Genomic DNA, 22693 nt, shown 5'->3' on the forward strand with positions numbered 1-22693 from the left:
GGAGCAACGGTCTGGTGGTCGGGATTTTTCCCGGCGTGCGTTATTTTCCGAGCATGGCGTCAGCGGGTTTCCCCCAAGTACGCATCGCAAACTCGACAAAGCGTCTCAGCTTCGGCAGTCGATAGCGATCCTGCGCATACAGCAGATGCATCGGCCTGCTCGGCGGTTGGTAGTCCGTCATTACCCTGACCAGTTTGCCGTCGCGCAGATCCTGTTCCACCAGCGCGTCGGGCAGCATCATGATGCCCATGCCGTTGCGCGCTGCCTGGTGCAAACCGGCGGAGCTGTTGATCAACATCGGCCCGCTGACGTCGACGAGGACTTCGCCTTCCGGGCCGCTCAGACGCCAGCGTTTTTCCACCGATTGCCAGTCATCCCCAGCCGGGTAGGCGAAGGACAGGCAATCGTGCTGCTGCAAATCCTGGGGCGTGTGCGGCATGCCGCGCCGCGCGATGTATTGCGGGGAGGCGCAGACGGTCAGGGTGTAGTCGATCAAGGGCCGGGCGATCAGGTTGGACTGGTCGAAATTGCCTAAACGGAAGGCAACATCGAGGCCGTTTTCCAGCAGATCCGGGCGGCTGTTAGTCAGCACCACGTCGAGTTTCACTTGCGGATACAGCAAGGAATATTCGCTGAGAGCCGGGGTCAGTCGTTCGACGCCGAAGGTCAGCGGCGCGGTGATACGCAGCAAACCGCGCGGCTCGTCCGACGCTTGTTCGGCAAGGCGTTCGGAGTCGGCCACCAAGCCAAGCACTTCCAAGCAGCGTTGATAATAGACGCTGCCGAATTCGGTCAGGCGCTGGCGGCGCGTGGTGCGTTGCAGCAGTTGCACGCCGAGCCGTTGCTCCAGCGCGCGCAGATGATTGCCCACCATCGTCGTCGACATTTCGCACTTCGCCGCGGCGGCCGTCATGCTCCCGGTTTCGACCACTTTGACGTACACGCCCATCGACTGAAACAAATCCATTATCAAGCTCGGCTTTTAAATGATTGAAGTTTTTCCGGGTTTATCCAGCTCAGGTGGCTAACCATACTGCAAAAACACCGACCTGCAATGGAGTTTCACGTCATGACCGCCGCCCTGATGAACACCTACCAACCACTGGCCCTGAGTTTCACCAAGGGCCTGGGCACGCGCCTGTGGGATCAGGCGGGGCGCGAGTATCTGGATGCCGTTGCTGGTGTGGCAGTGACCAACGTCGGCCACTCGCATCCGCGTATCGTCTCGGCGATCAGCGAGCAAGCGGGGCTGCTGCTGCACACCTCAAACCTGTACAGCATCGACTGGCAGCAACAACTGGCCAAACGGCTGGCGGTGTTGTCGGGCATGCAGCGCGCGTTCTTCAACAACTCCGGCGCCGAAGCGAACGAAACGGCGCTGAAACTGGCGCGTCTGTACGGCTGGCGCAAAGGCATCGAGGAGCCGCTGGTGGTGGTCATGGCGAACGCTTTCCATGGCCGCACCCTCGGCACGCTGTCCGCCAGCGATGGCCCGGCGGTGCGGCTTGGCTTCAACGAACTGCCGGGGGACTTCGTCAAAGTGCCGTTCGGCGATCTCGCCGCGCTGGAGCAAATACAGCGCAAACACGGCGCGCGCATCGTGGCGATTCTGGTCGAGCCGATTCAGGGCGAAAGCGGCGTACAAGTCGCACCGCCGGGTTATCTCAAGGCCCTGCGCGACCTGTGCAATCGCCACGCGTGGCTGCTGATGCTCGATGAAATCCAGACCGGCATCGGCCGCACCGGGCAGTGGTTTGCATTTCAGCACGAAGGCATCGTGCCCGATGTCATGACCCTCGCCAAAGGCTTGGGCAATGGCGTGCCGATCGGCGCCTGCCTGGCCCGTGGCCGCGCGGCCGACCTGTTCACCCCGGGCAGCCATGGCAGCACTTTCGGCGGCAATCCACTGGCCTGCCGGGTCGGCTGCACGGTGCTGGACATCATCGAAGAACAAGGCCTGCTGGCGAATGCGCGGGTGCAGGGCGCACGGCTGCTGGAACGCTTGCGCGCCGAATTGGCAGACAACCCGAACGTGCTGGCAATCCGGGGGCAGGGCCTCATGATCGGTATCGAACTGAAACAACCGGTGCGCGACCTGACGCTGATCGCTGCGCGGGATCACGGCTTGTTGATCAACGTGACTCGTGGCAAGACCATCAGGTTGCTCCCGCCGCTGACGATTGATGAGCGCGAGGTGGGGATGATTGTCAGAGGGGTTGGGCGGGCTCTGGCCGCACATTGATTGGTCTGCGCAAAACCCTGTGGGAGCGAGCCTGCTCGCGAAAGCGGTCGACTATTCACAGTAGATGTCGACTGAAATTGCGCCTTCGCGAGCAGGCTCGCTCCCACAGATCAGCGCATGGCTTTAGTCCGGCACATCTTTAAACTCCGGCGCCAGCATCCTCGTCTTCTCCGCCCCATTCGAGTTGTGCTGAACAATCTCGCTCGGCTGCCCCTGTTCATTGAAAAACACCTGTCCGATCCCCGCCGAATTCCACAGCCGTTCCCCGGCCTCGGCATGTTCCGGAGTATACGGGACAATGCGCATCAGGCGGCGTTTGGTGAACCAGTTCAATGGCGAGCGCGGTGAGTAGAGCCAGCGGTTGAGACGGTCGAACCATTCCAGCAGCGTTGGCGGAAATTCGTTCTTGATGCCGCTGCTGGTGATCTGCCAGATCCGTGGGCCGGCCTTGCGGTGGCGGATCAGGACTTCGTAGACGAAGGAATAATGCACATCGCCGGACAGCACCACGTAGTTTCCGGGTGTGCGCGAGTGTCGGAAAATGTTCAGGATCACCTGCGCCGCGCCGCGATGGGCCATCCAGTTTTCCGCGTCGACCAGCAGCGGATAACCGCACCAGCTGAACACTTTCTGCACGGTTTCAATCAGCTTCACGCCAAAGATCGGCGCCGGCGACACGATGATTGCCGAAGGGTGATCGAGCAGTTCCTGTTGCAGTTCGCTCAAGGCTTCCCAGTCGAGCAGGCCCGACGGTTGCTTGAGGGCCATCTCGCTGCGCCAGCGCCGGGTGCGCGTATCTATCACCACCAGTGCCGGACTGCTCGGCAACACAAAATGCCACTGCTGAAAACGCAGCAACTGATCAATCAGATCGTCCTGCACCGGCATGTCCAGATAGCCGTCATCACCGCTGGCGCTCAGTTGCGCGGTCTGTTCCAGCACGTCCTTGAAGGCATCCGGATTGTTGCCCCAGCCCTGACACAACAGATAAGCAATCAGCGCGTTGCCGATGATGCGTTTGGAGAACGGATGGCCGTAGGCGGTTTCCTCCCACTGCGCAGAAAGATTCCAGTCATCGGTGATGTCGTGATCATCGAAAATCATCAGGCTCGGCAGATGCGCCAGCGCCCGCGCGACGTTGCCTAGGCCCGTATTGAAGGCATCAATGCGCGTCTGCTCGAGGTGGTAGCGCTTGCGGCGTTCCGGCGTCAGCGTCGGCGCGCTCGGATTGATCAGCGACCACGGCGTCGGCGACCACACCAGCATGTACATGGCCATGACTTCGGCGAACGTCACCAGATGGTTGTCGGCACTGCTGCTGGTGAAAATCGGCTTACGCGCGCCACCGAAAAATCGCTCGCGCAAGGTCTCGTTGCTCTCTAGCGCCGGTAACAAATCCGCACGGTGGTAGTAGCTGGCCGGGTGTTGGTAGAGCTTGGCGCTGTCGCTGACCACGGCACCGTCAAGGTGCTCATCGAACAGACCCAGACGCTCGATCAGGGCATGAATCGCCCGCAGCATCGGCCCGGCGACGTCGTCGGCATAAACCTGATCACCGCTCATCATCAGCAGCGCCGGACGGAGTTGCGCATCGGCTTCGTCGGCCAACAATTGATCGACGCAGAGCAAACCATCGGTTGCCGGATGATGCGGCTTGCGGCAGGAACCGTGGAGCAATTGGTCGATCCGCGAACGCACGACGAGGTTCGCGCAGCTGGCACCAGGGTAAAGCAGATGAGGCGCCCACTCAGCCATACCGATGGCGTCATCGATCAGCAGGTCGTAAGCGATAAACGTGTCGCAGGGCAGGGCGCTTTCAAGCTGAACGTCTATCAGATGCACGAACGCATGACGGCCTACGGCAATGACCGTGCATTTCTCTGAGTCGAGCGGAATATCTCCTACACCTTGCAGGTGCAAGGTCAGCGCCAGTTCACGCGAGCCCACCAGCCACAGCACCACGCGCGTCGGCTCCAGCCGCCGCAGCAGCGGGCCGGCCAGGACAGGAGGCAGAGAGATCAGGTCATCAGGTGTTGAAAACATTGAGGGCAAGGTTCAAGGCGCACAGGCCGGCGATGATAGCGCAGCCGGCGCCCTGATCCCTTAAATCAGCCTTAAGAGTCGGCTTTTTGCAGTTTCAGCGCCAGCAGACGCCACTCCCCAGCCGTCGCATCAACCCGTGGCAATTCCTGCACGGAGCAATCGAAACGGTAGGTGACATCGTCGCCATTCATGTTGCGCGCAGTGACGCTGTTGCTGAAGCTGTAGACCTGATCCTTGTAGCGATGACTGACCAGCGCTTTGCTGTCAGCAAAACGCGCCGAAGCGGGATAACGCAGGGTGCTGATGACAAACGGGCTGCACATGACATACGCGATCATCGACTTGTCGGCCTGTGCGTCGCCGCGCAACTTCTTGTTCAGCGCGGCGAGGGCCATGCGACCCTCGTAGTCGCTTTGATTCAGCACCGTCTGTACCGCCATTGATTTCGGTGCCCGGCTGACGTTATTCGGCAACAGTGCGGAGTCCGGGGGGGAAGGCTTGTCATCCGCTTCGATGGCAGCAAAAACCGGCGCATCTTTCAGTTCGGTGGCGGGCGTGACTGCCTCGGCTTCAGGCAGTACAGAGGTCGACTCGACGACTGGCGTGTTTTGCGCCTGCGCCTCGTGATCGAACGACGAAGGAAACAGCGAAAAGGTGATCGACAACATCACCAGCCCGACAATGAACCCACCCGCCGCGCCAACGATGTTGCCGTAGAAAATGTTCCAGCTGCCGCGGTTCTTCACCACCCAGCGCCACATGAAACCCCAGACAGCGACGAACGCCAGAAAACGCAAAAACTCCATTTGATCCTTTCCTTACCTTTCAACAATCCAAGCGCGGCGCGAGACGATCAGCGAGCCCCAACGATGCGCGGCAAGATAGCAAAATAGACGCGCCGTCCGGCTACGGTTGCGGAAAATAATTCGCCGCCAGAAAAATCAACGTGACCATGCCGGCGGCAACGCCACAGGCGCCCGCGAGCAGTTGACGTGCAACCGGATGCGCCGGCTGTCGACGCTTGGCGATCCACAACCACACACCCGCCAGAACGCCCGCGCTGGTCATGAACACCACCAGGCTGTTATGCAGTCCCGGCGCTGCCATGGTGGTGCCGAACAGACCGTCATAAAGCAGTGTGAAGACAATGCCCGCCACCACGGCGCTGCCCGCTCCGGCGAGGTTTGCCAACAACAGATTCCAGTGCCCGCGCTGTCGCACCACCCAGAACCACATTGCCGCCATGACCACTAAACACAACACAGCATCCATCGGATTTCTTTCCTTGCCACGAGACAGAGGCGACAACTTGTTCGCCTGTTGAGAGTGGACGGAACGATAGCAAAATAGTAGCGTCGCGCCATGCCTTCTCTGTAATGGACTACCCATGTTTTCCACAACCCGTTTGCTGCAACTGCTCGGCGCTCTCACCCTTGCCGTCTCCATTACCCCAGCCTTCTGCTTCGCGAAAGAACACCCGCAAGCCAGCTGGGATTACTACCTCGCCAATTGCCAGCGCATGCAGGAGACAATCGCCGACGTCCAGAGCGGTCGCGTCTCCGCTGCCTATGCACTAACGTCCGGCCTGCAAGACAGCCTCGCCTCCATGAACGAGCGCCGCCTTAACCTGCTACCACAACACCTCGACTCCAGCGAGTATGCCCACTGCGAAAACGTCGCGGCCCACGCCGAGGCAACCCTGGCCCAAGGCAAAGCCGAGTTCGCCGCGCAAATGCAACGCGGTGTGGAGGAGGGCAGAATTGCACACCAGAACTCCCCCGCCTACCAACGCGCCCGTTCCCTCGGCTACAGCGACGTCGGCGATATCTCCTTCCTGAAACTGCACGAAGACACCGACGGCGAAGCCCGCCTGAAAACCATGCTGATTACCGTCGACGAAATCTGCGGCCAATACTTCCGCGCCACGCAATACGTGAAGCCGTATGTGATCTATACCGTGCGACCATCGGATGGCGGCTGTGGCGAAGTGAAGCGTGTTGCGATAGTTGGCGGCGGGCAGCCAGAGAAGGGCGACTACATTGATCCCAAGGGCGAATTTCAATACATGGGCTGGAAAAAACTGGTGGGCGCTGACGGCTTCCCAACAGATATTCGAGTGCTTAAAGCACGTCGCTGATCAGGAGAGATACCGGCATGGCTGTAGCGCGGCATTCAAAGAATGTCGCGCAGATACCCCTTCAGCGCGAGCAGCGGCTGACCCAGCTGCTCCACCGACCGCGCCTGAGCCAACTCCGCCGACAACTTGCGCAACTCCCGCCCCAACGGCTTCTCGACCCCTCCCAAGGCATCCAGCGCCAGGTTCAGGCATTCGTTCATCTTGAACTGAATGGCCTCGACATCGCCGCGTTTCACCAGTAGTTCGAAAACGTCTTTCTGATAATCGCCCATGACCATGTCATCGCGCAGGATCGGGCTCAGGCCCTCTTCCTCGTAGGCGAGTTTGAGGGAGAAGAGGGCGACGGTTTCCAGTGAGGTTTCCATGGGGATGTCTGTCAGTGAAGTGGAAGGCTTGAAACCAATGCGCAAAACGCCAGAGGAGGTTTGCCGTGCGGGCGTGATTATACGGGCGGGGATCGCATGCAAGGCAACCAGCAATCGGACATCTGAAACCTACAAGCTCGCGCAGCATTGACATCCACTTTGATACGACGCTTTGATTACAAACACTGAACATCAGCGGAGTGACCATCATGGAATACGACATGAAACTGATCGACGACGCCGTCCTTGCTCTCCTGGCTGCCTATAGCTCCGACGACGGCAATGCGTGGAAGGGCTATGACTTCGAAATCATGAACCGCTTGCACGAACAGGGTTTGATCAGTAATCCGGTGAACAGGAACAAGTCGATATGGTTGACGAAGGAAGGGATGGAGCGGGGGCGGGAGATTGCTGAGCGGATGTTTGGGGCTAAGGAATAGGTTGGGCAAGCGCCCGATTCTGGACTTGAGCTGTTGCTCGGCAAGATGACGTCAGTTTTGGCCATGGCTCGCCATGGGGATATGCATACGATTGTCGTTGGTGCGGTTACACGCAGTTCTGCAGGCGAAACGGCAGCGAGTTACTGGATAAGGAATCGGAGGATTTTTGCATTGGGACATCTTCTGAATGAACCACAACTGACTAGGGTCAGAGATGCGTTATCAGAGCCTTTCAATCATTTCCCCACTGATTACGACTACGTCGTTCGTCAGCTCAAGGGCGTTGATCCAGCGGTGCTCTACAAGATTTTTTACTCAGAAGTAGCACCAGTGTGTTTCACAAACATTGCTGCAGTTCTGGCCACTGTATGGACTGGGTTTGACCCTGATTGGCTCAGAACCGAGATAGAGGAGAGGCTCGCGGCGCGACGGCGCAATTGGTTTCGCAGGCAGTACGACAGATTGTTGGTGCGTTGGTTGGAGTACAACTATGACTACATGTGGAAGGAGATAGCCTCTAGGCTATGAGGACGGTTGCATGCGGTTTGGTATTCCTCGATGGTAAAAGTCACCTTTTGTTTCACCTATGCGGTGATTCAGGTCGCTTCAAGCTCAATCGTCGGGCGGGGCTTTAGTGGCCGGCATTGCACCAACCACTTTCCGCCAGACGAAAAAAAAGGCCCTGCTTTCGCAAGACCTTTTTCTCTGTGTTGGTGCCCGAGGGAGACTCGCATGCACCATATGATCCGTGTCTTGCAGAGATATTATATCTGTAGGGATACACATAGGGATACACAACAACTGATGCTAGTGATGACCCGGTGTAGCGTCCCTGAGCGCAGATTACGTTTTTTAATGCTTCGGGTGAATGATCGTTTCCCAGATTAATCTGCAGCTCAGGTCATGATCACTTCCATTGAAGAGCGGCGGATCGCTCTCGACTTCTTGCAAGAGATCGATTTCATCCCTACTGGCCTATGCTGGTTTCGATCAAGGAGGCTAGCTATCACGAACATCTTAAGACCGCATCTTATGGGGGAGAAGGTGTTACCCCCTAGGGAAATGAGACGTTGACCTAGCACTTGCTAGGCTTGGTAGTGACGCTGGCGAGACCAGGAAAGCGGGCCAATTGCCCAGCAAAGCCGCTTGGTCATGCTAGAAAAAACTGAAATTTGAGCGTAGAACTGGAAAATAATGTAGGTGAGCGCGAGATTTATAATTCGCTCAAGCATTGGGACGCGCGCTGTGAACACAGCATATAACCGGCCAGTCTCATATTTGCCATGGGTGGTAATCCACCCCCTTGCGAGGGAACGTTTGTGCATGAAAATAAAGGACCAGTCATTTCTGATGACATCTATGAGTGGCTTAAGCGTGGTGGTCCATTTCCCGCGACGTTCTCGCTTATTACTGATTCCAGCGGCAATGCAAAATCCTATGAGATTTTAGAACGAGATGAAGACGGATTCATTCAAGACTTGCATCTTCGCTCCGGAAAGAAGAGTTTCGTATTGCGTGTCATTGATCCTGTAACAAGGCGGGAACTGGCTGCGAAATTTTGCATACCATCAGATTATAAAGATAAATCACCGCTGAGGGAGGCGGAATTAGCGTCAAAGCTACGTGGTGCTGAGGAGTTTATTCATCTGCTTGCCGTAGTTGGGCGTGTTGAACCATTTGAAAGTCAACCTGCTACAGCGGATCGTCGGAAGTGGGTGTGCTTCTTAAGTGATTGGCTAGAGGGAGAGACATTAAAAGACTGTTTAGAAAAGAATCCGCATAAAATAGACGCGCTGTTGGTGGCCAAAATAGCGGAGTCATTGATATTCTCAATACTTCTCCTAGAACGTAAAGGTTATAAGCACGATGATCTCCATTTGGCCAACATTATGTTGGTGGAGACTGATCCAGATTTATTGGCAATAGATCCAAATTTGCCACCACACACCGTAAAAATAATAGATTTGGGGAGCGTAAAACCTTTAGATAAAGAAACTCTAAAGTCTGATGATGATTGGTCTTCTGTCGCAAAGTGTCTCGCCATTCTTCACAACCACTTGCATTCTGATCGCGGTGTTGCTTCACGTCATTCCAGATTTTTAAAATCGCTCCTAGAAATTATCCAAGCGTTTGCTGATGATGATCCAGGGCGCTATTTTCCTGAGCCATCGATGTATGTAGAACGCATCAGAGAAGCAGCGTTATCACTGACAATGCTTCCTCAAGTGAAAACAAAGTTTCATCCATTTGAAGCTATTAGCGCGGAGCATTTAGCTAGTGATGAACTTTTACTTAAACTGTTTGTTGATCACTTACCTTGGATCTCTTTGCTTCAAACCCCAGAACCATCCGTATTAGTCGGGCCGCGTGGTTGCGGTAAATCAATGGTCTTTCGACACCTAAGTATAAGAACGCACGTTTCTCAGTCCAAAAGTGATCCAGATATACTTACCAAGCTTGGTTTTTTTGGAGTTTATATTGGTTGCGCAAGCGACCTTCAGAATGATTTGCTTTGGATTGCTCGAAAGGAGGGCCGCCCTCAAGAACTCAGTGAGGAGATAACTAGTTATTTCAATCTGGTTCTGACTCGCGAGCTATTGCGTTCATTGGCAATGTGTGCGGTAACTCCGGTAATGATGCAGGCGCTTGGACTTACGGAGGGGGCGAGAATTAAGCTCTCTAAGTTTATTTTTGAACAAGTAGGTGTCGATGTTGATGTGATACGTGTGCCAGGTATGGATCCACTGCAGGCTTGTGCAGACGTGCTTGACAGATTCAGACTGCAGCTCAGTCGTGACATGTTAGAGGAACAAAAAACAATAATTAAATTGGCTCCAACGTTTATTCGAGAATTGTGCCGTTACGCACGCACTTTGATCCCTGGCCTACAGGAGTGGCGAATCGCTTTTCTGCTTGATGATTACACATCACATAGGTTATCACCCGCGATACAGTCAATTCTGAATACTGTGCTTTGGCAGCGCGATGATAGTCATGTATTTAAAGTGTCCAGTGAGCCGTATGGTTTCAAGCCTGATCATGTAGACAACTCGCGAATCGATGTGAATAGAGAGTTTACTTTGATTGATGCGGGGCAAATATCAATTCCGCAAGAAAATGAAAAAGAGCGACGGGATTTTATTACTAACCTGCTCGATAAGCGCTTGGGTGCAGCTAAGTATTCAGGAACTACTCAAACTTTGATTGGTGATAGTGCATATAAGCGAGACCCAGAGCTTGCTGCTGCTATCCGTTCAACAAAGGGAAGTCGGACCGGGCAAAAGAGTTTTTATTTCGGGATTCATGTTCTTTCAAATGCTTGGAGTGGGGATGTTTCGACGATTCTTCATATGGTTAGGGAAATGTTTGCCCGTGCCTCCATCAACGAAAGCTCTGTAACGCTAATTCCAGACCATATTCAGCACAAATCTATTACTAAAGTCTCTACCGCACTCAGAGATAGAGTTAATGGGTTTCACCCTTTTGGTGCCGAAATGGCTGGGATCCTTTCTAGTTTTGGTCAGCTTGTAAAAAATCTCTTGGTCGACTCCCCTGATAGAAAAGATCGAAATGGGAAAACCAAGCTTCATCGCCGATATCGGTTGGAGATGAGCCTAGATTTTGGTGTTGAAGTAGATAGCGAGTTAAGAAAATTAACTAATGGGAAAGACTTAATAGCTCTCAAAGAGGAGCTGATTCGTAGAGCTATTTTCATAGAGCTTCAACCCAGCAGAGGCAAAGAATCTGCCAGTACGCAGACGATGAGGTGGCAACTTCGATCTTCCTTGTTGCCAAGTTTTGGTACCTCGCTTATACGTGAAGATTATATTGATATAAAACAGATAGAGGATTTCGCGGAGCTGTTGACCAACCCAGTTGCTTTTGCTGCAAAAGCTTATATCCGATATGCCCCTCCGCCAGTTGATCTACTTTATAAAGATCTTTTCACGGAAGAAGATGAATGAGTATTCGTAAGAGGTTCATTGTAAAGCAGAGAAATATTTCTGACTCATTGGCTGGTCTTTCAGAGCTAAAATTGATAGGCGATAAGCTTTTTGATTTGGATTTTTTTATAGGTGCTTGTGGTTTTGAAGAAAGGATACTAGCTGTTCCTGACCTTCTTTGTGAAAAAAGTGTAAGTGTAAAAAATAAAATTCTTCTAGGGACGTATGAAACAAATCCTCTGGATAATGAAAAGCGGAAAAGGGATCTGCTTCCGAAGTTAGAAATGTTGAGTGGGCAGATCGAGTATTTTAGTGCTGAAAGTCCGGAGGATACTTACAGGTGTATTCTTGATGCTTTAGGTAAGAACGATCCGGCCAACAAAATAAAGGTCGGATTTGATATAAGCGGGAGCTCCGCAACATTTATTATCTCGACAATACTAGGGTTGATCCGGACCGGTGCTGATATTGATTTGAGTATTTTTTATACTACGGCTGATGAGTACCATGAGCCCTCCACAGTTACTTTAGATGAGCCAGTTGCAGTTTGGAGAGACTGTGACTTGAGGGAAACAGGCGTAACAGATGTAAGTGCGAATGAGCTGGCTCCTGGTATTCAACATGATCATCTCCCTAGCTATGTGATCGCGTTGCCCTCTATGTTTCCTGCACGTCTCCAGCGTGGATTAAGTTTTTTGGGGATGGGAACCCTCAGTGGTGCAGATGAAAATGTATATTGGGTTTTACCGTTTACAGATAACCCTAAGCATCAATGGCGGCAGGAACAAGTTAAAGCATCATTGCTTAACATGATTTATGGCGCTACAGAGGAGGATGAAACACAGCGAGTGTTGCCTCCCGAGCAGTGGGGGTACTGCGACGCTTTGGACTATCGCGCGTGTATTCGCCTGATAATGAACCAGATTGAAGAGCACTCTGGTGCCAATATATCTATTATCCATTCTGGAACGAAGCTGCAAGCGGTTGGAGTTGGGTTGGCCTTGTCTGCTCGGAGAGAAGTAGCTTTAATTAAATCCAGACCGCAGTCGTTTTCTGCTGATCATTACTCCAGTGGAATTGGTAGTGTATACATGATTCAGTTGGATAATCTTCAAGATATCAGTCGCGGGCTTTCTGCGATAGGTAGCCTCAATATAGAGAATAATTAATGTTCTTTAAAGGAAAGAATCACGAAGCTCAGGCGTATGGGAAAAAGGAAAAACCTATACTGTGTTTAACGACACTTCATCATAGAAGGTATGTCGAGGATATTATTCATAGTATCGGCCTTCCAATCGGGTCGCATGTGCGTTTGCGTTACAGGAAACTGTATGTTTGTCCCATATTGTGGGCGGAAGTGGACTCAAATGAAACTGTCTCCAGCCGAAATGTGCTGATCGCTTTGGCTGGAAAAAACTCAGTTGGAACTACGGAGGTAGTGCCAATCAGAAAAGGGAAGGTCTTCAAGGCTTCTTGTCAGGGGGAACTTCTGATTCTGGATGTGGTGCTGGGCAATTACGTATTTTCTTCGAGTGCTAATAGTGTAGATGTGCTGGCCTTACTTCGGTCGAGAACTACAAGTTTTCCTAGTTTTGTTTCAGGTAACCAAAATTCGCCAAATATTTATCTTCAACGTTTAGCTGCACCTATACCTGAGCTGAAGTCTAATCCGTCAGTGTTGGGTTGGGAGAAAGTTGCCAGTTCATTCTTCAAAGTTGATACTGCTCAAGGCGGAAATGAATTAAATGCTCCTTTTTTGTATCATATAAACAAGTTGCAGCGGGGGGTGCAGGCGAAACTTGAAAGGTCAGGTAAGCTGAAGGTGGCAATGGGGAAACAGCTTGAGCTAGAAATTCACACAATAGCAAGAGCAAGTAGTGAAGCAATAAAGAATCCGCTGGGAGAGGTGGTTTTGGATCTTTCTCACTCTGCTGCTAGCTTTATTAGTTCTCGCCGGGTGAGAGCAGATTCAAGTAGGGATATAAAAAGTATTGGTATTATAACTACTCCACTTTTTAGCGCGGCGGATGGACATTTATCCATCAGGACTTGTATCTTTAAGCCAAAAGCACCCGCACCCGCACCCGCACCACCAGCAGCTATAGCAGCGCCGGTCCCAGGAGCGCAGAGTTTAGCGACTTCTGTGGTTCTTACATCAAATGGCAATCAAGATATGCTATCTGCTGATAAGCGGACTGAAATAATCGTCGCTCGCTACGACTTTCCGTTAAGAGTGGGTGGCTATCGCCCATGGCTAGCGTGCTGGCTTATCGCAGTGGCTGCTGCGCTGTCTGTTTTTAAGGTGTCAGCTTCTGGTGAGTTTAAAAAAATAGACTTAATTGTGCCGGGTATAGTTTTTGTTCTGACTTTTTTTGGCCTAAAGTTTGGAATCATAAAGAAGTAGTCAGCGCACTAGATGTCAGGGAGTCTTTGATTATTTCGTATGAATTAATAGACTTCCAGCGCTCATCGCGAATGGAGCGGGGAATCGCCCACCGCTCCTTCCAGAAATGCACCCAATTATCATCATTGAAACTAACAATGTCTGGTGTGGCGCCATTTGAGCAAACTGCTTGTAAGTTATGAACAAGCTCAAAAATAAAAACTTCTCTTCTAATTCCGTGTGATAGGTAGTCTCTGGAAATGCCGAGATCCAGCAGCGCTCTCATGATATTTTGCCATCTTACTTTAGGGCCATTGCCGAATCCGGCTGGTACGTGGCGCCCAGTGGTCTTCAGCCATTCGACTAGTTGGGGGTATAATTCCTCTAAGTGAATCGTTCCATAGCCCTTGGTATAACCCAAAGATTTTGCAAGAGTTCGATTTTTATCTCGAAGGCGATTGTATATAGAGCTGCGTCCAAAAGCGCTTGCCGTTGTAATTGCGAGTAAAGGCTGAGGTATGCGTCTATTCAGTTGAGTAGTCTTTTTGTTTCCGTACAGGCGCCAATACTGCTGTCGAATGGTTTCGGAATGTAAAAGTCCTGCAATTAGCTTTCCACCAAGAAGTGCTGCATAAGCGGGCGTTGCGCCAATGGTATATGCATCAAGTGTGTTGTTTACTAACTCAAGTTTTTGTGTCTTTTCCGCGCCTAGATATTTATCTCTGCAAGCCAAATCCGCTGACGGCGATTGTAGGCCGATAATGCCTATTACAGCATTGTGATAACGGTCCATGACTATAAATCGTAGTCTACGACCATAGCCTTTGGAATAGGGCATGGACCAAAAGCCACGCGTTATTTTGAATAGACTCTCTTCAAGAGATCTCTCAGTGACTAAAACTAGCTCTGCTTCAATTTTTTGTGGGTCAATAGTGTTGCCGGGAGGAAAGTAATCCTTGTGACGTTCAAGTTTTGCTTTCAGCTGAGTGTAATCTACAGAGCGATCCCATTTTTTTGCTGCTAAATGAAAACCCCGAATGATATTTTTATCTCCGGTGGCAACTGAGTCACGACAAAGTGCCCATGCTCTATGAATCTCTTCGCACAAAACGTTGCGAGAATGGTCATCCAGCGGGAGAGCAAGATCAACCAGGCTCTCTGGCTCTTTCAGAGCTGGTTGGCCCGGCTTAGATGCTACTTTCAATTTTTGTCGGGCAGTCACTCTAGTTTTTCACTCAATTTTCAGAATACGCATCAGAAACCTAAACATCGAGAGCTTTTACTGCAATCTACCCTCTGGTCGGCAATTTTCATATCGACAAATGCCATCCGGCTATTCAGAAACGGCCGCTGCCAGGTTCGCTTCAATCATCAGTTTCCAGCTTGTGACCCTCGTGTATCCCAGCCTTCCAAAGCAAATTTCGTGCTTCTAGGAAAGCTATAGAGCTGATCAGTACACAGGATAGCATCTACGCTCACTTGCATATCATCTGCGAATGAACTGCGTATCTTTAGGGGGGAAAGCTCTGGCTTCACCCTTGCGTACAAGAAGCGCACTTGATCGACAGTGATCGGCTACCACATCGTGAGTTCACCCAGGTATTTTAAAAGACGGACATCTCAAGAGAAATCTCAGCTAGAGGAAAACTGCGAGTCTGATAACCCGTGTAGGGGCCCCCCCTTCAGGAGGACCCGAAAAATCTGCCGCTACGGCTCCTCGCCTGGGATTAGTCGCACACAGCAATCGGCAGATCCGGAGCTATCCGTAGCGTCCATTCGCGCTGAAGGTTCACGCCGTGAAAAGGGGCGAGGGGAAAGCTAATCCGTAGGTAGCGAAATGGCAGTGTTCCACGTGTTCCATGTGTTCCAGAAACGTCGGAGGCCACGGAATACGGGGCTTTCAGAGGCGGAGCACTAAATGCGAATAACCGGAACACCAGTTACGCGGAACACGTTTGGTGTTCCGCGATTTGGTGATCCGGTTAAGGGTGGAAAGCAACACCGTAGGTATTTGCGATGCGGTGAATCATGCGGCTAGCAACTGCTCCATGGACAGTGCATAGGCTTTATCTTTGATTGTCTTCTCGCTGATGCACAAAGCCCCATGCGGGGTTTGCAAGGGCACATAGAGCTCACTCAACGAGCTTGTCCATCCCAAGGCTTTCTCGGTGGCTTCCAAGTGCGCCGCGACGGTGGCGAATTCCTGAGCGGCCTTGTCCATGCGGTCAGCCCACATGATCCGCGCTACGCGTAGCTGGCGCTGACGAAGATCTTTCAAAACGTCTCTGATCTCTGCAATTTCCACATCGAGCTTCTCGACTTCGTTTTTCAAGGCCTGCGCGGTCGCTGCCAATCCTCGCTTGCCACGTGTCACCATTGCCAGTGCTTCGGAGGCGAGACGCAGCACCTTCTCCGCACGCTGCTCATCTGCGTCGTCTCCGTCACTGAGAGCTACCGCATAACTCGCCGCGGCTTGTTTCTCCGCATATTGGGCCTTCTCGACTTCGGCTCGTTTTATTCGCCGACAATGCCGACGGTCTGAATCATTTGGCGATTGAATAAGATGAATCTGCGAGGTGATAGTGCTCGGCATTGCACCAACCACTTTCCACCAGACGAAAAAAAAGGCCCTGCTTTCGCAAGACCTTTTTCTCTGTGTTGGTGCCCCGAGGGAGACTCGAACTCCCACTCCTTTCGAAAACGGATTTTGAATCCGCCGCGTCTACCAATTCCGCCATCAGGGCTCAATGGCGGCGAAGTATAGAGAGGTGATTACCGTTGGTCAATCACGTTTCATGGTCAATTTTCGATATTTCCGCTAGACTTTCCGGCCCTGCTAGACGAACCCCATCATGCGCGTTGCTGACTTTACTTTCGAGCTTCCTGATTCGCTGATCGCCCGCCATCCGTTGGCCGAGCGTCGCGGTAGTCGCCTGCTGACCCTTGATGGGCCGAGCGGCGCCCTGGCACACCGTCAATTCACTGATTTGCTTGAGCATTTGCGCCCGGGCGATTTGATGGTGTTCAACAATACCCGGGTGATTCCGGCGCGGCTGTTCGGGCAGAAAGCGTCCGGCGGCAAGCTGGAAATTCTCATCGAGCGCGTGCTCGATGCGCACCGTGTGCTGGCCCATGTGCGCTCCAGCAAGTCGCCGAAACCGGGTTCGAAGATCCTTATCGACGGCGGTGGCGAAGCCGAGATGCTCGCGCGTCATGATGCGCTGTTCGAGCTGGGTTTTGCCGAGGAAGTGTTGCCGCTGCTCGATCGCGTCGGGCACATGCCATTGCCTCCTTATATAGACCGCCCGGATGAAGGCTCGGATCGCGAGCGTTATCAGACCGTGTACGCCCAGCGTCTGGGTGCGGTCGCTGCGCCGACGGCGGGGCTGCATTTCGATGAGCCGCTGATGCAGGCGATTGCCGCCAAGGGCGTCGAGACTGCGTTCGTGACGTTGCACGTCGGCGCGGGGACGTTCCAGCCGGTGCGCGTCGAGAAGATCGAAGATCACCATATGCACAGCGAGTGGCTGGAAGTCGGCCAGGATGTGGTCGATGCGGTCGCTGCGTGCCGGGCGCGTGGCGGTCGGGTGATTGCGGTCGGCACCACCAGCGTGCGTTCGCTGGAAAGCGCGGCGCGCGATGGTGTGCTCAAGCCGTTCAGTGGCGACACCGACATCTTTATCTATCCGGGCCGGCCGTTTCATGTGGTCGATGCCCTTGTGACCAATTTCCATTTGCCGGAATCCACGCTGTTGATGCTGGTTTCCGCGTTTGCCGGTTATCCCGAAACCATGGCCGCCTACAAGGCCGCCGTGGAAAACGGTTACCGCTTTTTCAGTTACGGGGATGCGATGTTCATCACCCGCAATCCCGCTCCAACTGCCCCTGAACAGACAGGCCCAGAGGAAACAGAATGAGTCGCGAATGTCGAATGTCCTTTGAGCTGCTGGCCACCGATGGCAAGGCTCGTCGTGGTCGCCTGACCTTCCCCCGTGGCACCGTCGAGACCCCGGCGTTCATGCCGGTCGGCACCTACGGCACGGTCAAGGGCATGCTGCCGCGCGACATCGTCGCCACTGGCGCGGAAATCATTCTGGGCAACACCTTTCACCTGTGGTTGCGTCCCGGCACTCAAGTGATCAAGGAGCACGGCGACCTGCACGATTTCATGCAGTGGAAAGGCCCGATCCTCACTGACTCCGGCGGTTTCCAGGTGTTCAGTCTCGGCGCGATGCGCAAGATCAAGGAGGAGGGCGTGACCTTCGCTTCTCCGGTCGACGGCGCCAAAGTGTTCATGGGTCCGGAAGAATCGATGCAGGTGCAGCGCGATCTCGGTTCCGACATTGTGATGATCTTCGACGAATGCACGCCGTATCCGGCTGACGAAGACGTCGCGCGGGTATCGATGGAGCTGTCGCTGCGCTGGGCGCAGCGTTCGAAGAATGCCCACGGTGACAACACCGCAGCGCTGTTCGGCATCGTTCAGGGCGGCATGCATGAAAACCTGCGCATGCGCTCGCTCGAAGGCCTCGACAAGATCGGCTTCGACGGCCTCGCCATCGGCGGTCTGTCGGTGGGCGAACCGAAGCACGAAATGATCAAGGTGCTGGATTATCTGCCGGGCCAGATGCCCGCTGACAAACCTCGTTACCTTATGGGCGTTGGCAAACCGGAAGATCTGGTTGAGGGTGTGCGCCGCGGGGTGGACATGTTCGATTGCGTGATGCCAACCCGTAATGCCCGCAATGGGCATCTGTTCATCGATACCGGTGTGCTGAAGATCCGTAACGCGTTCCATCGCCATGATGAATCGCCGCTGGATCCGACCTGCGATTGCTACACCTGCCAGAACTTCTCGCGCGCTTATCTGCATCACCTGGACAAGTGCGGCGAAATGCTCGGCAGCATGCTCAATACCATCCATAACTTGCGCCATTATCAGGTGCTGATGGCTGGTTTGCGCGAGGCTATTCAACAGGGTACATTGGCCGCCTTTGTCGATGCCTTCTACGCCAAACGCGGACTTCCCGTTCCGCCTTTGGACTGAGTTTTCTGACCCCAAGATTCAACATTTGCAACTGGAGTGCTAAATGAGCTTTTTTATCTCTAACGCCATGGCTGACGCAGCTGCACCGGCTGCTGCAAGCCCAATGGGCGGCGGCTTCGAGTGGATTTTCCTGGTCGGCTTCCTGGTCATCTTCTACCTGATGATCTGGCGTCCACAGGCCAAGCGCGCCAAAGAGCAGAAGAACCTGCTGAGCAGCCTGCAGAAGGGCGACGAAGTCGTGACCACTGGCGGCATCGCCGGCAAGATCACCAAGGTTGCCGATGACTTCGTGGTTCTGGAAGTTTCCGACACCGTGGAAATGAAGTTCCAGAAAGGCGCCATCGCCGCCACGCTGCCAAAAGGCACGCTGAAAGCGATCTAAGAGCAACAACTTCTACTCAATCGACGGGGCGCGCAAGGCGCCCCGCGTTCATAACGGGCGGCGTGATGCTGAACAAATACCCTCTGTGGAAATACATTCTGATCCTGGCGGTGCTGGCGATCGGTCTGATTTATTCCGCTCCCAATCTTTATCCTGATGACCCGGCCATTCAGATCAGCGGCGCCAGCACGGCTCTGCAGGTCAATGACGCCGATCTGGCTCGCGTCAGCACAGCGCTGAAAGAGTCCGGCATCAACGTCAAGGCGGCCACGCTGACGGCTGGCGGCAAGGGCGGTCTGATCCGTCTGAGCAAGGCTGAAGACCAGCTGCCGGCCAAGGATGTTGTGCGCAAGGCATTGGGTGATGACTACGTCGTCGCGCTGAACCTGGCACAGACCACTCCGCAATGGCTGCGCAACCTCGGTGCGCACCCGATGAAGCTGGGTCTGGACTTGTCCGGTGGTGTGCACTTCCTGCTCGAAGTGGACATGGACAAAGCCCTCGATGCGCGCCTGAAAGTCTACGAAGGCGACGTCAAGAGCCTGCTGCGCAAAGAGAAGCTGCGCTATCGCAGCCTGCCGCAACTGGGCGGTGCCATTCAGTTGGGCTTCAGCGATGAAGATTCCCGCGAACAGGCCCGTGCGCTGATCCGCAAGAATTTCAACGATTTCGACATTGTTCCGGCCGATCTCAACGGTCAACCGGTGCTGCGTCTGGCGATGACCCCGGCCAAGCTGGCGGAAATCCGTGAATACTCCATCAAGCAGAACCTGACCACGGTACGTAACCGCGTCAACGAGCTGGGTGTTGCCGAACCGATCGTGCAGCGTCAGGGCGCCAACCGCATCGTGGTTGAGCTGCCGGGCGTGCAGGACACTGCCGAAGCCAAGCGTATTCTCGGCAAGACGGCCAACCTCGAGTTCCGTCTGGCCGCCGAGCCGGGCGCTTCGAAAGCCACTTCCGAATCGTTCGAATTCCGCGAAGGCAACCGTCCTCCTGCGCAGATCGAGCGTGGTCTGATCATCACTGGTGACCAGGTCACCGACGCCAAGGCCGGTTTCGGCGAGCACGGCACGCCTGAAGTGAACATCCGTCTGGATGGCCACGGTGGCGAGCTGATGAGCCGCGCGACCCGCTCCAACGTCGGCCGCAGCATGGCGGTGATCTTCATCGAACAGCGTCCGGTCACCACTTACACCAAGCAAGTGGTTGATGGCGTCGAGAAAGACGTTGCGGTGCAGACGTTCAAGGAAGAGAAGAAGATCATCAGCCTGGCGACCATTCAGTCGCCGCTGGGTGCGCAATTCCGCATCACTGGCCTGAACGGTCAGGGCGAGTCGTCCGAGCTGGCGCTGCTGCTGCGTGCCGGTGGTCTGGCTGCACCGATGTACTTCGCTGAAGAGCGCACAATCGGTCCGAGCCTGGGTGCTGACAACATCACCAAAGGTATCGACGCTTCCCTGTGGGGCATGCTGTTCGTATCGCTGTTCATCATCGCCATCTACCGCTTCTTCGGCGTCATCGCCACCGTCGCGCTGGCGGTGAACATGGTGCTGCTGCTGGCATTGATGTCGTTGCTGGGCGCCACGCTGACCCTGCCGGGTATCGCCGGTATCGTCCTGACCATGGGTATGGCAGTCGACGCCAACGTACTGATCTTCTCGCGGATTCGTGAAGAGATCGCCGCCGGCATGACTGTGCAGCGGGCAATCAACGAAGGCTTCGGCCGGGCATTTACTGCGATTCTCGATGCCAACCTGACCACCTTGCTGGTCGGCGGCATTCTCTTCGCCATGGGCACCGGCCCGGTGAAGGGGTTCGCAGTGACGATGTCCCTCGGGATCTTTACCTCGATGTTCACGGCCATCATGGTGACCCGCGCAATGGTCAACCTGATCTTTGGCGGACGTGACTTCAAGAAGTTGTGGATTTAAGGGGCTGCCATGTTACGTACAATCAACTTCATGGGCGTTCGCAACTTCGCGTTCGGCGTCACCGTGTTGCTTACCGTCATTGCCTTGTTCAGTGTCGCCACCAAGGGCATGAACTGGGGTCTGGACTTCACCGGCGGTACGCTCATCGAGCTGACCTACGAGCGTCCGGCCGATGTCACCAAGGTGCGCGAGCAACTGGCGACTTCCGGTTATCACGAAGCTGTGGTGCAGAACTTCGGCGCCACTACTGACTTGCTGGTGCGCATGCCGGGTGAAGACCCGCAGCTGGGCCATCAGGTCGCAGACGCATTGCAGAAAGTCGGCGGCGACAACCCGGCGACGGTCAAGCGTGTCGAATTCGTCGGCCCGCAGGTTGGTGAAGAACTGCGCGACCAGGGCGGCCTCGGCATGCTGCTGGCGCTCGGCGGCATCCTGATCTACCTGGCGTTCCGCTTTCAGTGGAAGTTTGCGGTCGGCGCCATTGTGTCGCTGATTCACGACGTGATCGTGACCGTGGGTATCCTCTCGTACTTCCAGATCACCTTCGATCTGACGGTGCTGGCGGCGGTGCTGGCGATCATCGGTTATTCGCTGAACGACACCATCGTGGTTTTCGACCGGGTACGTGAGAACTTCCGTGTGCTGCGTAAGGCGACGCTGATCGAGAACATCAACATCTCGACCACCCAGACCCTGCTGCGCACCATGGCGACCTCGATCTCCACCCTGCTGGCCATCGCGGCACTGTTGTTCTTCGGCGGCGACAACCTGTTCGGCTTCTCCATCGCGCTGTTCATCGGTGTACTGGCGGGTACCTACTCGTCGATCTACATCGCCAACGTGGTGCTGATCTGGCTGAATCTGACCACCGAGGATCTGATTCCTCCGGCCAACACCGACAAGGAAGTCGACGACCGTCCATAACGGCCAGCGATTTCCCGGCTGTCAGCCAACAAAAGGCGCGAGTTGAACTCGCGCCTTTTTTTGTGCTCCAAGGCTGGGAGAAGCGCGGGCGCGTCCCGCATGTGATGGTCAGGAGGTTCATGTGAACAAGTCGTTGCTGGTTGGTGCGGTATTGGGTGCTGTCGGTGTCACAGCCGGGGGTGCTGTTGCCACCTACAGCCTGGTTAAAAGCGGCCCTGAGTATGCGCAAGTATTAGCCGTTGAGCCGGTCAAGACACAGATCAAGACTCCACGTGAAGTATGCAAGGATGTAACCGTGACCCGGCAGGCGCCGGTCAAGGATCAACACCAGATTCTCGGCACGGCGATCGGTGCCGTAGCCGGTGGTTTGTTGGGTAATCAGGTGGGTGGCGGTACCGGCAAGAAGATTGCCACCGTGGCCGGTGCAGTTGGCGGCGGTTATGCCGGTAACAAGGTGCAGGAAGGTATGCAGAACCGCGACACCTACACCACTACGCAAACTCGCTGCAACACGGTCAATGACATCAGCGACAAGGTCGTCGGCTACGACGTGCGTTACTCGCTCGATGGCAAGGAAGGCAAGGTGCGGATGGATCGCGATCCGGGCAACCAGATTCCGGTCGACAAGGAAGGCAAGCTGATCCTGTCGCAGAATGAGCCGGGACAGTAAGGCTCCACAGTTGTGAAAAGAAGCACCCTGCGGGGTGCTTTTTTTGTACCCGCGATTTCTTCGGCCAGTCGATCTCCTGTTGATTCACCTGATTAGTGTAGGAGCTGCCGAAGGCTGCGATCTTTTGACTTTGTTTTTTGAAAGCAAGATCAAAAGATCGCAGCCTTCGGCAGCTCCTACAG

General features: G+C 54.3%; 20 protein-coding genes and 1 tRNA gene. 13 read left to right on the forward strand and 8 right to left on the reverse strand.

Features of this window, described 5'->3' with window-relative positions; translation table 11 throughout:
• Positions 1 to 40: 40 nt before the first annotated feature.
• On the reverse strand, positions 41 to 967 hold the full coding sequence (locus tag ACV8MC_RS11835; protein WP_236168923.1) for a LysR family transcriptional regulator: 927 nt from the start codon (positions 965 to 967) through the stop codon (positions 41 to 43).
• 102 nt (positions 968 to 1069) lie between these two features.
• Between ACV8MC_RS11835 and ACV8MC_RS11840 the strand changes: the two genes are divergently transcribed.
• Complete coding sequence (locus ACV8MC_RS11840) at positions 1070 to 2242, forward strand: aspartate aminotransferase family protein (protein ID WP_305381502.1); 1173 nt, start codon at positions 1070 to 1072, stop codon at positions 2240 to 2242.
• A 123-nt stretch (positions 2243 to 2365) separates the two neighbouring features.
• Here the strand turns inward: ACV8MC_RS11840 and ACV8MC_RS11845 are convergent, their stop codons facing one another.
• The 3 genes from ACV8MC_RS11845 to ACV8MC_RS11855 all read right to left on the reverse strand — a co-directional run bounded on the left by ACV8MC_RS11845 (position 2366) and on the right by ACV8MC_RS11855 (position 5557).
• A complete protein-coding gene (locus tag ACV8MC_RS11845; protein WP_457265348.1) occupies positions 2366 to 4285 on the reverse strand; it encodes an alkaline phosphatase D family protein in 1920 nt (639 codons plus the stop codon).
• A gap of 71 nt (positions 4286 to 4356) precedes the next feature.
• Positions 4357 to 5091, reverse strand: coding sequence for a hypothetical protein (locus ACV8MC_RS11850; protein WP_457265349.1), 735 nt, complete (start codon positions 5089 to 5091; stop codon positions 4357 to 4359).
• Positions 5092 to 5191: 100 nt separating this feature from the next.
• Positions 5192 to 5557, reverse strand: coding sequence for a hypothetical protein (locus tag ACV8MC_RS11855; protein ID WP_016773311.1), 366 nt, complete (start codon positions 5555 to 5557; stop codon positions 5192 to 5194).
• Between the two features lie 115 nt (positions 5558 to 5672).
• Between ACV8MC_RS11855 and ACV8MC_RS11860 the strand changes: the two genes are divergently transcribed.
• Complete coding sequence (locus ACV8MC_RS11860) at positions 5673 to 6422, forward strand: hypothetical protein (protein WP_252882648.1); 750 nt, start codon at positions 5673 to 5675, stop codon at positions 6420 to 6422.
• Positions 6423 to 6457: 35 nt separating this feature from the next.
• On the opposite strand, the gene ACV8MC_RS11865 is transcribed toward ACV8MC_RS11860, so the two are convergent.
• Complete coding sequence (locus tag ACV8MC_RS11865) at positions 6458 to 6787, reverse strand: hypothetical protein (RefSeq protein WP_016773313.1); 330 nt, start codon at positions 6785 to 6787, stop codon at positions 6458 to 6460.
• 221 nt (positions 6788 to 7008) lie between these two features.
• Here ACV8MC_RS11865 and ACV8MC_RS11870 point away from each other — a divergent pair, with 221 nt between their 5' ends.
• The 5 genes from ACV8MC_RS11870 to ACV8MC_RS11890 all read left to right on the forward strand — a co-directional run bounded on the left by ACV8MC_RS11870 (position 7009) and on the right by ACV8MC_RS11890 (position 13575).
• Positions 7009 to 7227: a DUF6429 family protein gene (locus ACV8MC_RS11870; RefSeq protein WP_236708192.1), complete on the forward strand. Its 219-nt coding sequence runs from the start codon at positions 7009 to 7011 to the stop codon at positions 7225 to 7227.
• 171 nt (positions 7228 to 7398) lie between these two features.
• On the forward strand, positions 7399 to 7755 hold the full coding sequence (locus ACV8MC_RS11875; protein ID WP_236249004.1) for a DUF7079 family protein: 357 nt from the start codon (positions 7399 to 7401) through the stop codon (positions 7753 to 7755).
• A gap of 791 nt (positions 7756 to 8546) precedes the next feature.
• Complete coding sequence (locus ACV8MC_RS11880) at positions 8547 to 11192, forward strand: ORC-CDC6 family AAA ATPase (RefSeq protein ID WP_457265351.1); 2646 nt, start codon at positions 8547 to 8549, stop codon at positions 11190 to 11192.
• A complete protein-coding gene (locus ACV8MC_RS11885) occupies positions 11189 to 12340 on the forward strand; it encodes a hypothetical protein (protein ID WP_457265353.1) in 1152 nt (383 codons plus the stop codon). Before ACV8MC_RS11880 ends, ACV8MC_RS11885 begins: the two co-directional genes overlap by 4 nt.
• A complete protein-coding gene (locus ACV8MC_RS11890) occupies positions 12340 to 13575 on the forward strand; it encodes a hypothetical protein (RefSeq protein ID WP_457265355.1) in 1236 nt (411 codons plus the stop codon). The genes ACV8MC_RS11885 and ACV8MC_RS11890 overlap by 1 nt, the downstream gene beginning before the upstream one ends.
• Here the strand turns inward: ACV8MC_RS11890 and ACV8MC_RS11895 are convergent.
• From ACV8MC_RS11895 to ACV8MC_RS11905, 3 genes are all read right to left on the reverse strand, one after another.
• Positions 13562 to 14776 (reverse strand): Druantia anti-phage system protein DruA, encoded by a 1215-nt coding sequence (locus tag ACV8MC_RS11895; RefSeq protein WP_457265357.1) that lies wholly within the window; start codon positions 14774 to 14776, stop codon positions 13562 to 13564. The two genes, ACV8MC_RS11890 and ACV8MC_RS11895, sit on opposite strands and share 14 nt — an antisense overlap.
• Before the next feature lie 804 nt (positions 14777 to 15580).
• Positions 15581 to 16147 carry a hypothetical protein gene (locus tag ACV8MC_RS11900; RefSeq protein WP_457265359.1) on the reverse strand — a complete coding sequence of 189 codons (567 nt, stop codon included), beginning with the start codon at positions 16145 to 16147 and terminating at the stop codon, positions 15581 to 15583.
• 66 nt (positions 16148 to 16213) lie between these two features.
• Positions 16214 to 16298, reverse strand: a tRNA-Leu gene (locus tag ACV8MC_RS11905).
• Between the two features lie 108 nt (positions 16299 to 16406).
• Between ACV8MC_RS11905 and queA the strand changes: the two genes are divergently transcribed.
• The 6 genes from queA to ACV8MC_RS11935 all read left to right on the forward strand — a co-directional run bounded on the left by queA (position 16407) and on the right by ACV8MC_RS11935 (position 22511).
• A complete protein-coding gene (gene queA / locus ACV8MC_RS11910; RefSeq protein WP_016773315.1) occupies positions 16407 to 17471 on the forward strand; it encodes a tRNA preQ1(34) S-adenosylmethionine ribosyltransferase-isomerase QueA in 1065 nt (354 codons plus the stop codon).
• Between the two features lie 14 nt (positions 17472 to 17485).
• A complete protein-coding gene (gene tgt / locus ACV8MC_RS11915) occupies positions 17486 to 18601 on the forward strand; it encodes a tRNA guanosine(34) transglycosylase Tgt (protein WP_160768392.1) in 1116 nt (371 codons plus the stop codon).
• 43 nt (positions 18602 to 18644) lie between these two features.
• On the forward strand, positions 18645 to 18983 hold the full coding sequence (gene yajC / locus ACV8MC_RS11920; protein ID WP_016773317.1) for a preprotein translocase subunit YajC: 339 nt from the start codon (positions 18645 to 18647) through the stop codon (positions 18981 to 18983).
• A 65-nt stretch (positions 18984 to 19048) separates the two neighbouring features.
• On the forward strand, positions 19049 to 20917 hold the full coding sequence (secD, locus tag ACV8MC_RS11925) for a protein translocase subunit SecD (RefSeq protein ID WP_016773318.1): 1869 nt from the start codon (positions 19049 to 19051) through the stop codon (positions 20915 to 20917).
• 9 nt (positions 20918 to 20926) lie between these two features.
• On the forward strand, positions 20927 to 21841 hold the full coding sequence (gene secF, locus ACV8MC_RS11930; protein ID WP_041479932.1) for a protein translocase subunit SecF: 915 nt from the start codon (positions 20927 to 20929) through the stop codon (positions 21839 to 21841).
• Between the two features lie 121 nt (positions 21842 to 21962).
• Positions 21963 to 22511 (forward strand): glycine zipper 2TM domain-containing protein, encoded by a 549-nt coding sequence (locus tag ACV8MC_RS11935; RefSeq protein WP_039761427.1) that lies wholly within the window; start codon positions 21963 to 21965, stop codon positions 22509 to 22511.
• Positions 22512 to 22693: the final 182 nt, after the last annotated feature.

The sequence above is a fragment of the Pseudomonas sp. PK-RTE-24 genome, from assembly GCF_054052265.1.

Excerpts from the sequence above, each read along its gene's own strand:
- secF (WP_041479932.1), top strand. The coding sequence starts at position 20,927 with ATGTTACGTACAATCAACTTCATGGGCGTTCGCAACTTCGCGTTCGGC.
- ACV8MC_RS11865 (WP_016773313.1), bottom strand. The coding sequence starts at position 6,787 with ATGGAAACCTCACTGGAAACCGTCGCCCTCTTCTCCCTCAAACTCGCC.
- ACV8MC_RS11855 (WP_016773311.1), bottom strand. The coding sequence starts at position 5,557 with ATGGATGCTGTGTTGTGTTTAGTGGTCATGGCGGCAATGTGGTTCTGG.
- secD (WP_016773318.1), top strand. The coding sequence starts at position 19,049 with ATGCTGAACAAATACCCTCTGTGGAAATACATTCTGATCCTGGCGGTG.
- queA (WP_016773315.1), top strand. The coding sequence starts at position 16,407 with ATGCGCGTTGCTGACTTTACTTTCGAGCTTCCTGATTCGCTGATCGCC.
- ACV8MC_RS11850 (WP_457265349.1), bottom strand. The coding sequence starts at position 5,091 with ATGGAGTTTTTGCGTTTTCTGGCGTTCGTCGCTGTCTGGGGTTTCATG.
- ACV8MC_RS11890 (WP_457265355.1), top strand. The coding sequence starts at position 12,340 with ATGTTCTTTAAAGGAAAGAATCACGAAGCTCAGGCGTATGGGAAAAAG.
- ACV8MC_RS11845 (WP_457265348.1), bottom strand. The coding sequence starts at position 4,285 with ATGTTTTCAACACCTGATGACCTGATCTCTCTGCCTCCTGTCCTGGCC.
- ACV8MC_RS11840 (WP_305381502.1), top strand. The coding sequence starts at position 1,070 with ATGACCGCCGCCCTGATGAACACCTACCAACCACTGGCCCTGAGTTTC.
- ACV8MC_RS11885 (WP_457265353.1), top strand. The coding sequence starts at position 11,189 with ATGAGTATTCGTAAGAGGTTCATTGTAAAGCAGAGAAATATTTCTGAC.
- ACV8MC_RS11835 (WP_236168923.1), bottom strand. The coding sequence starts at position 967 with ATGGATTTGTTTCAGTCGATGGGCGTGTACGTCAAAGTGGTCGAAACC.
- ACV8MC_RS11900 (WP_457265359.1), bottom strand. The coding sequence starts at position 16,147 with ATGCCGAGCACTATCACCTCGCAGATTCATCTTATTCAATCGCCAAAT.
- yajC (WP_016773317.1), top strand. The coding sequence starts at position 18,645 with ATGAGCTTTTTTATCTCTAACGCCATGGCTGACGCAGCTGCACCGGCT.
- ACV8MC_RS11860 (WP_252882648.1), top strand. The coding sequence starts at position 5,673 with ATGTTTTCCACAACCCGTTTGCTGCAACTGCTCGGCGCTCTCACCCTT.
- ACV8MC_RS11870 (WP_236708192.1), top strand. The coding sequence starts at position 7,009 with ATGAAACTGATCGACGACGCCGTCCTTGCTCTCCTGGCTGCCTATAGC.
- tgt (WP_160768392.1), top strand. The coding sequence starts at position 17,486 with ATGTCCTTTGAGCTGCTGGCCACCGATGGCAAGGCTCGTCGTGGTCGC.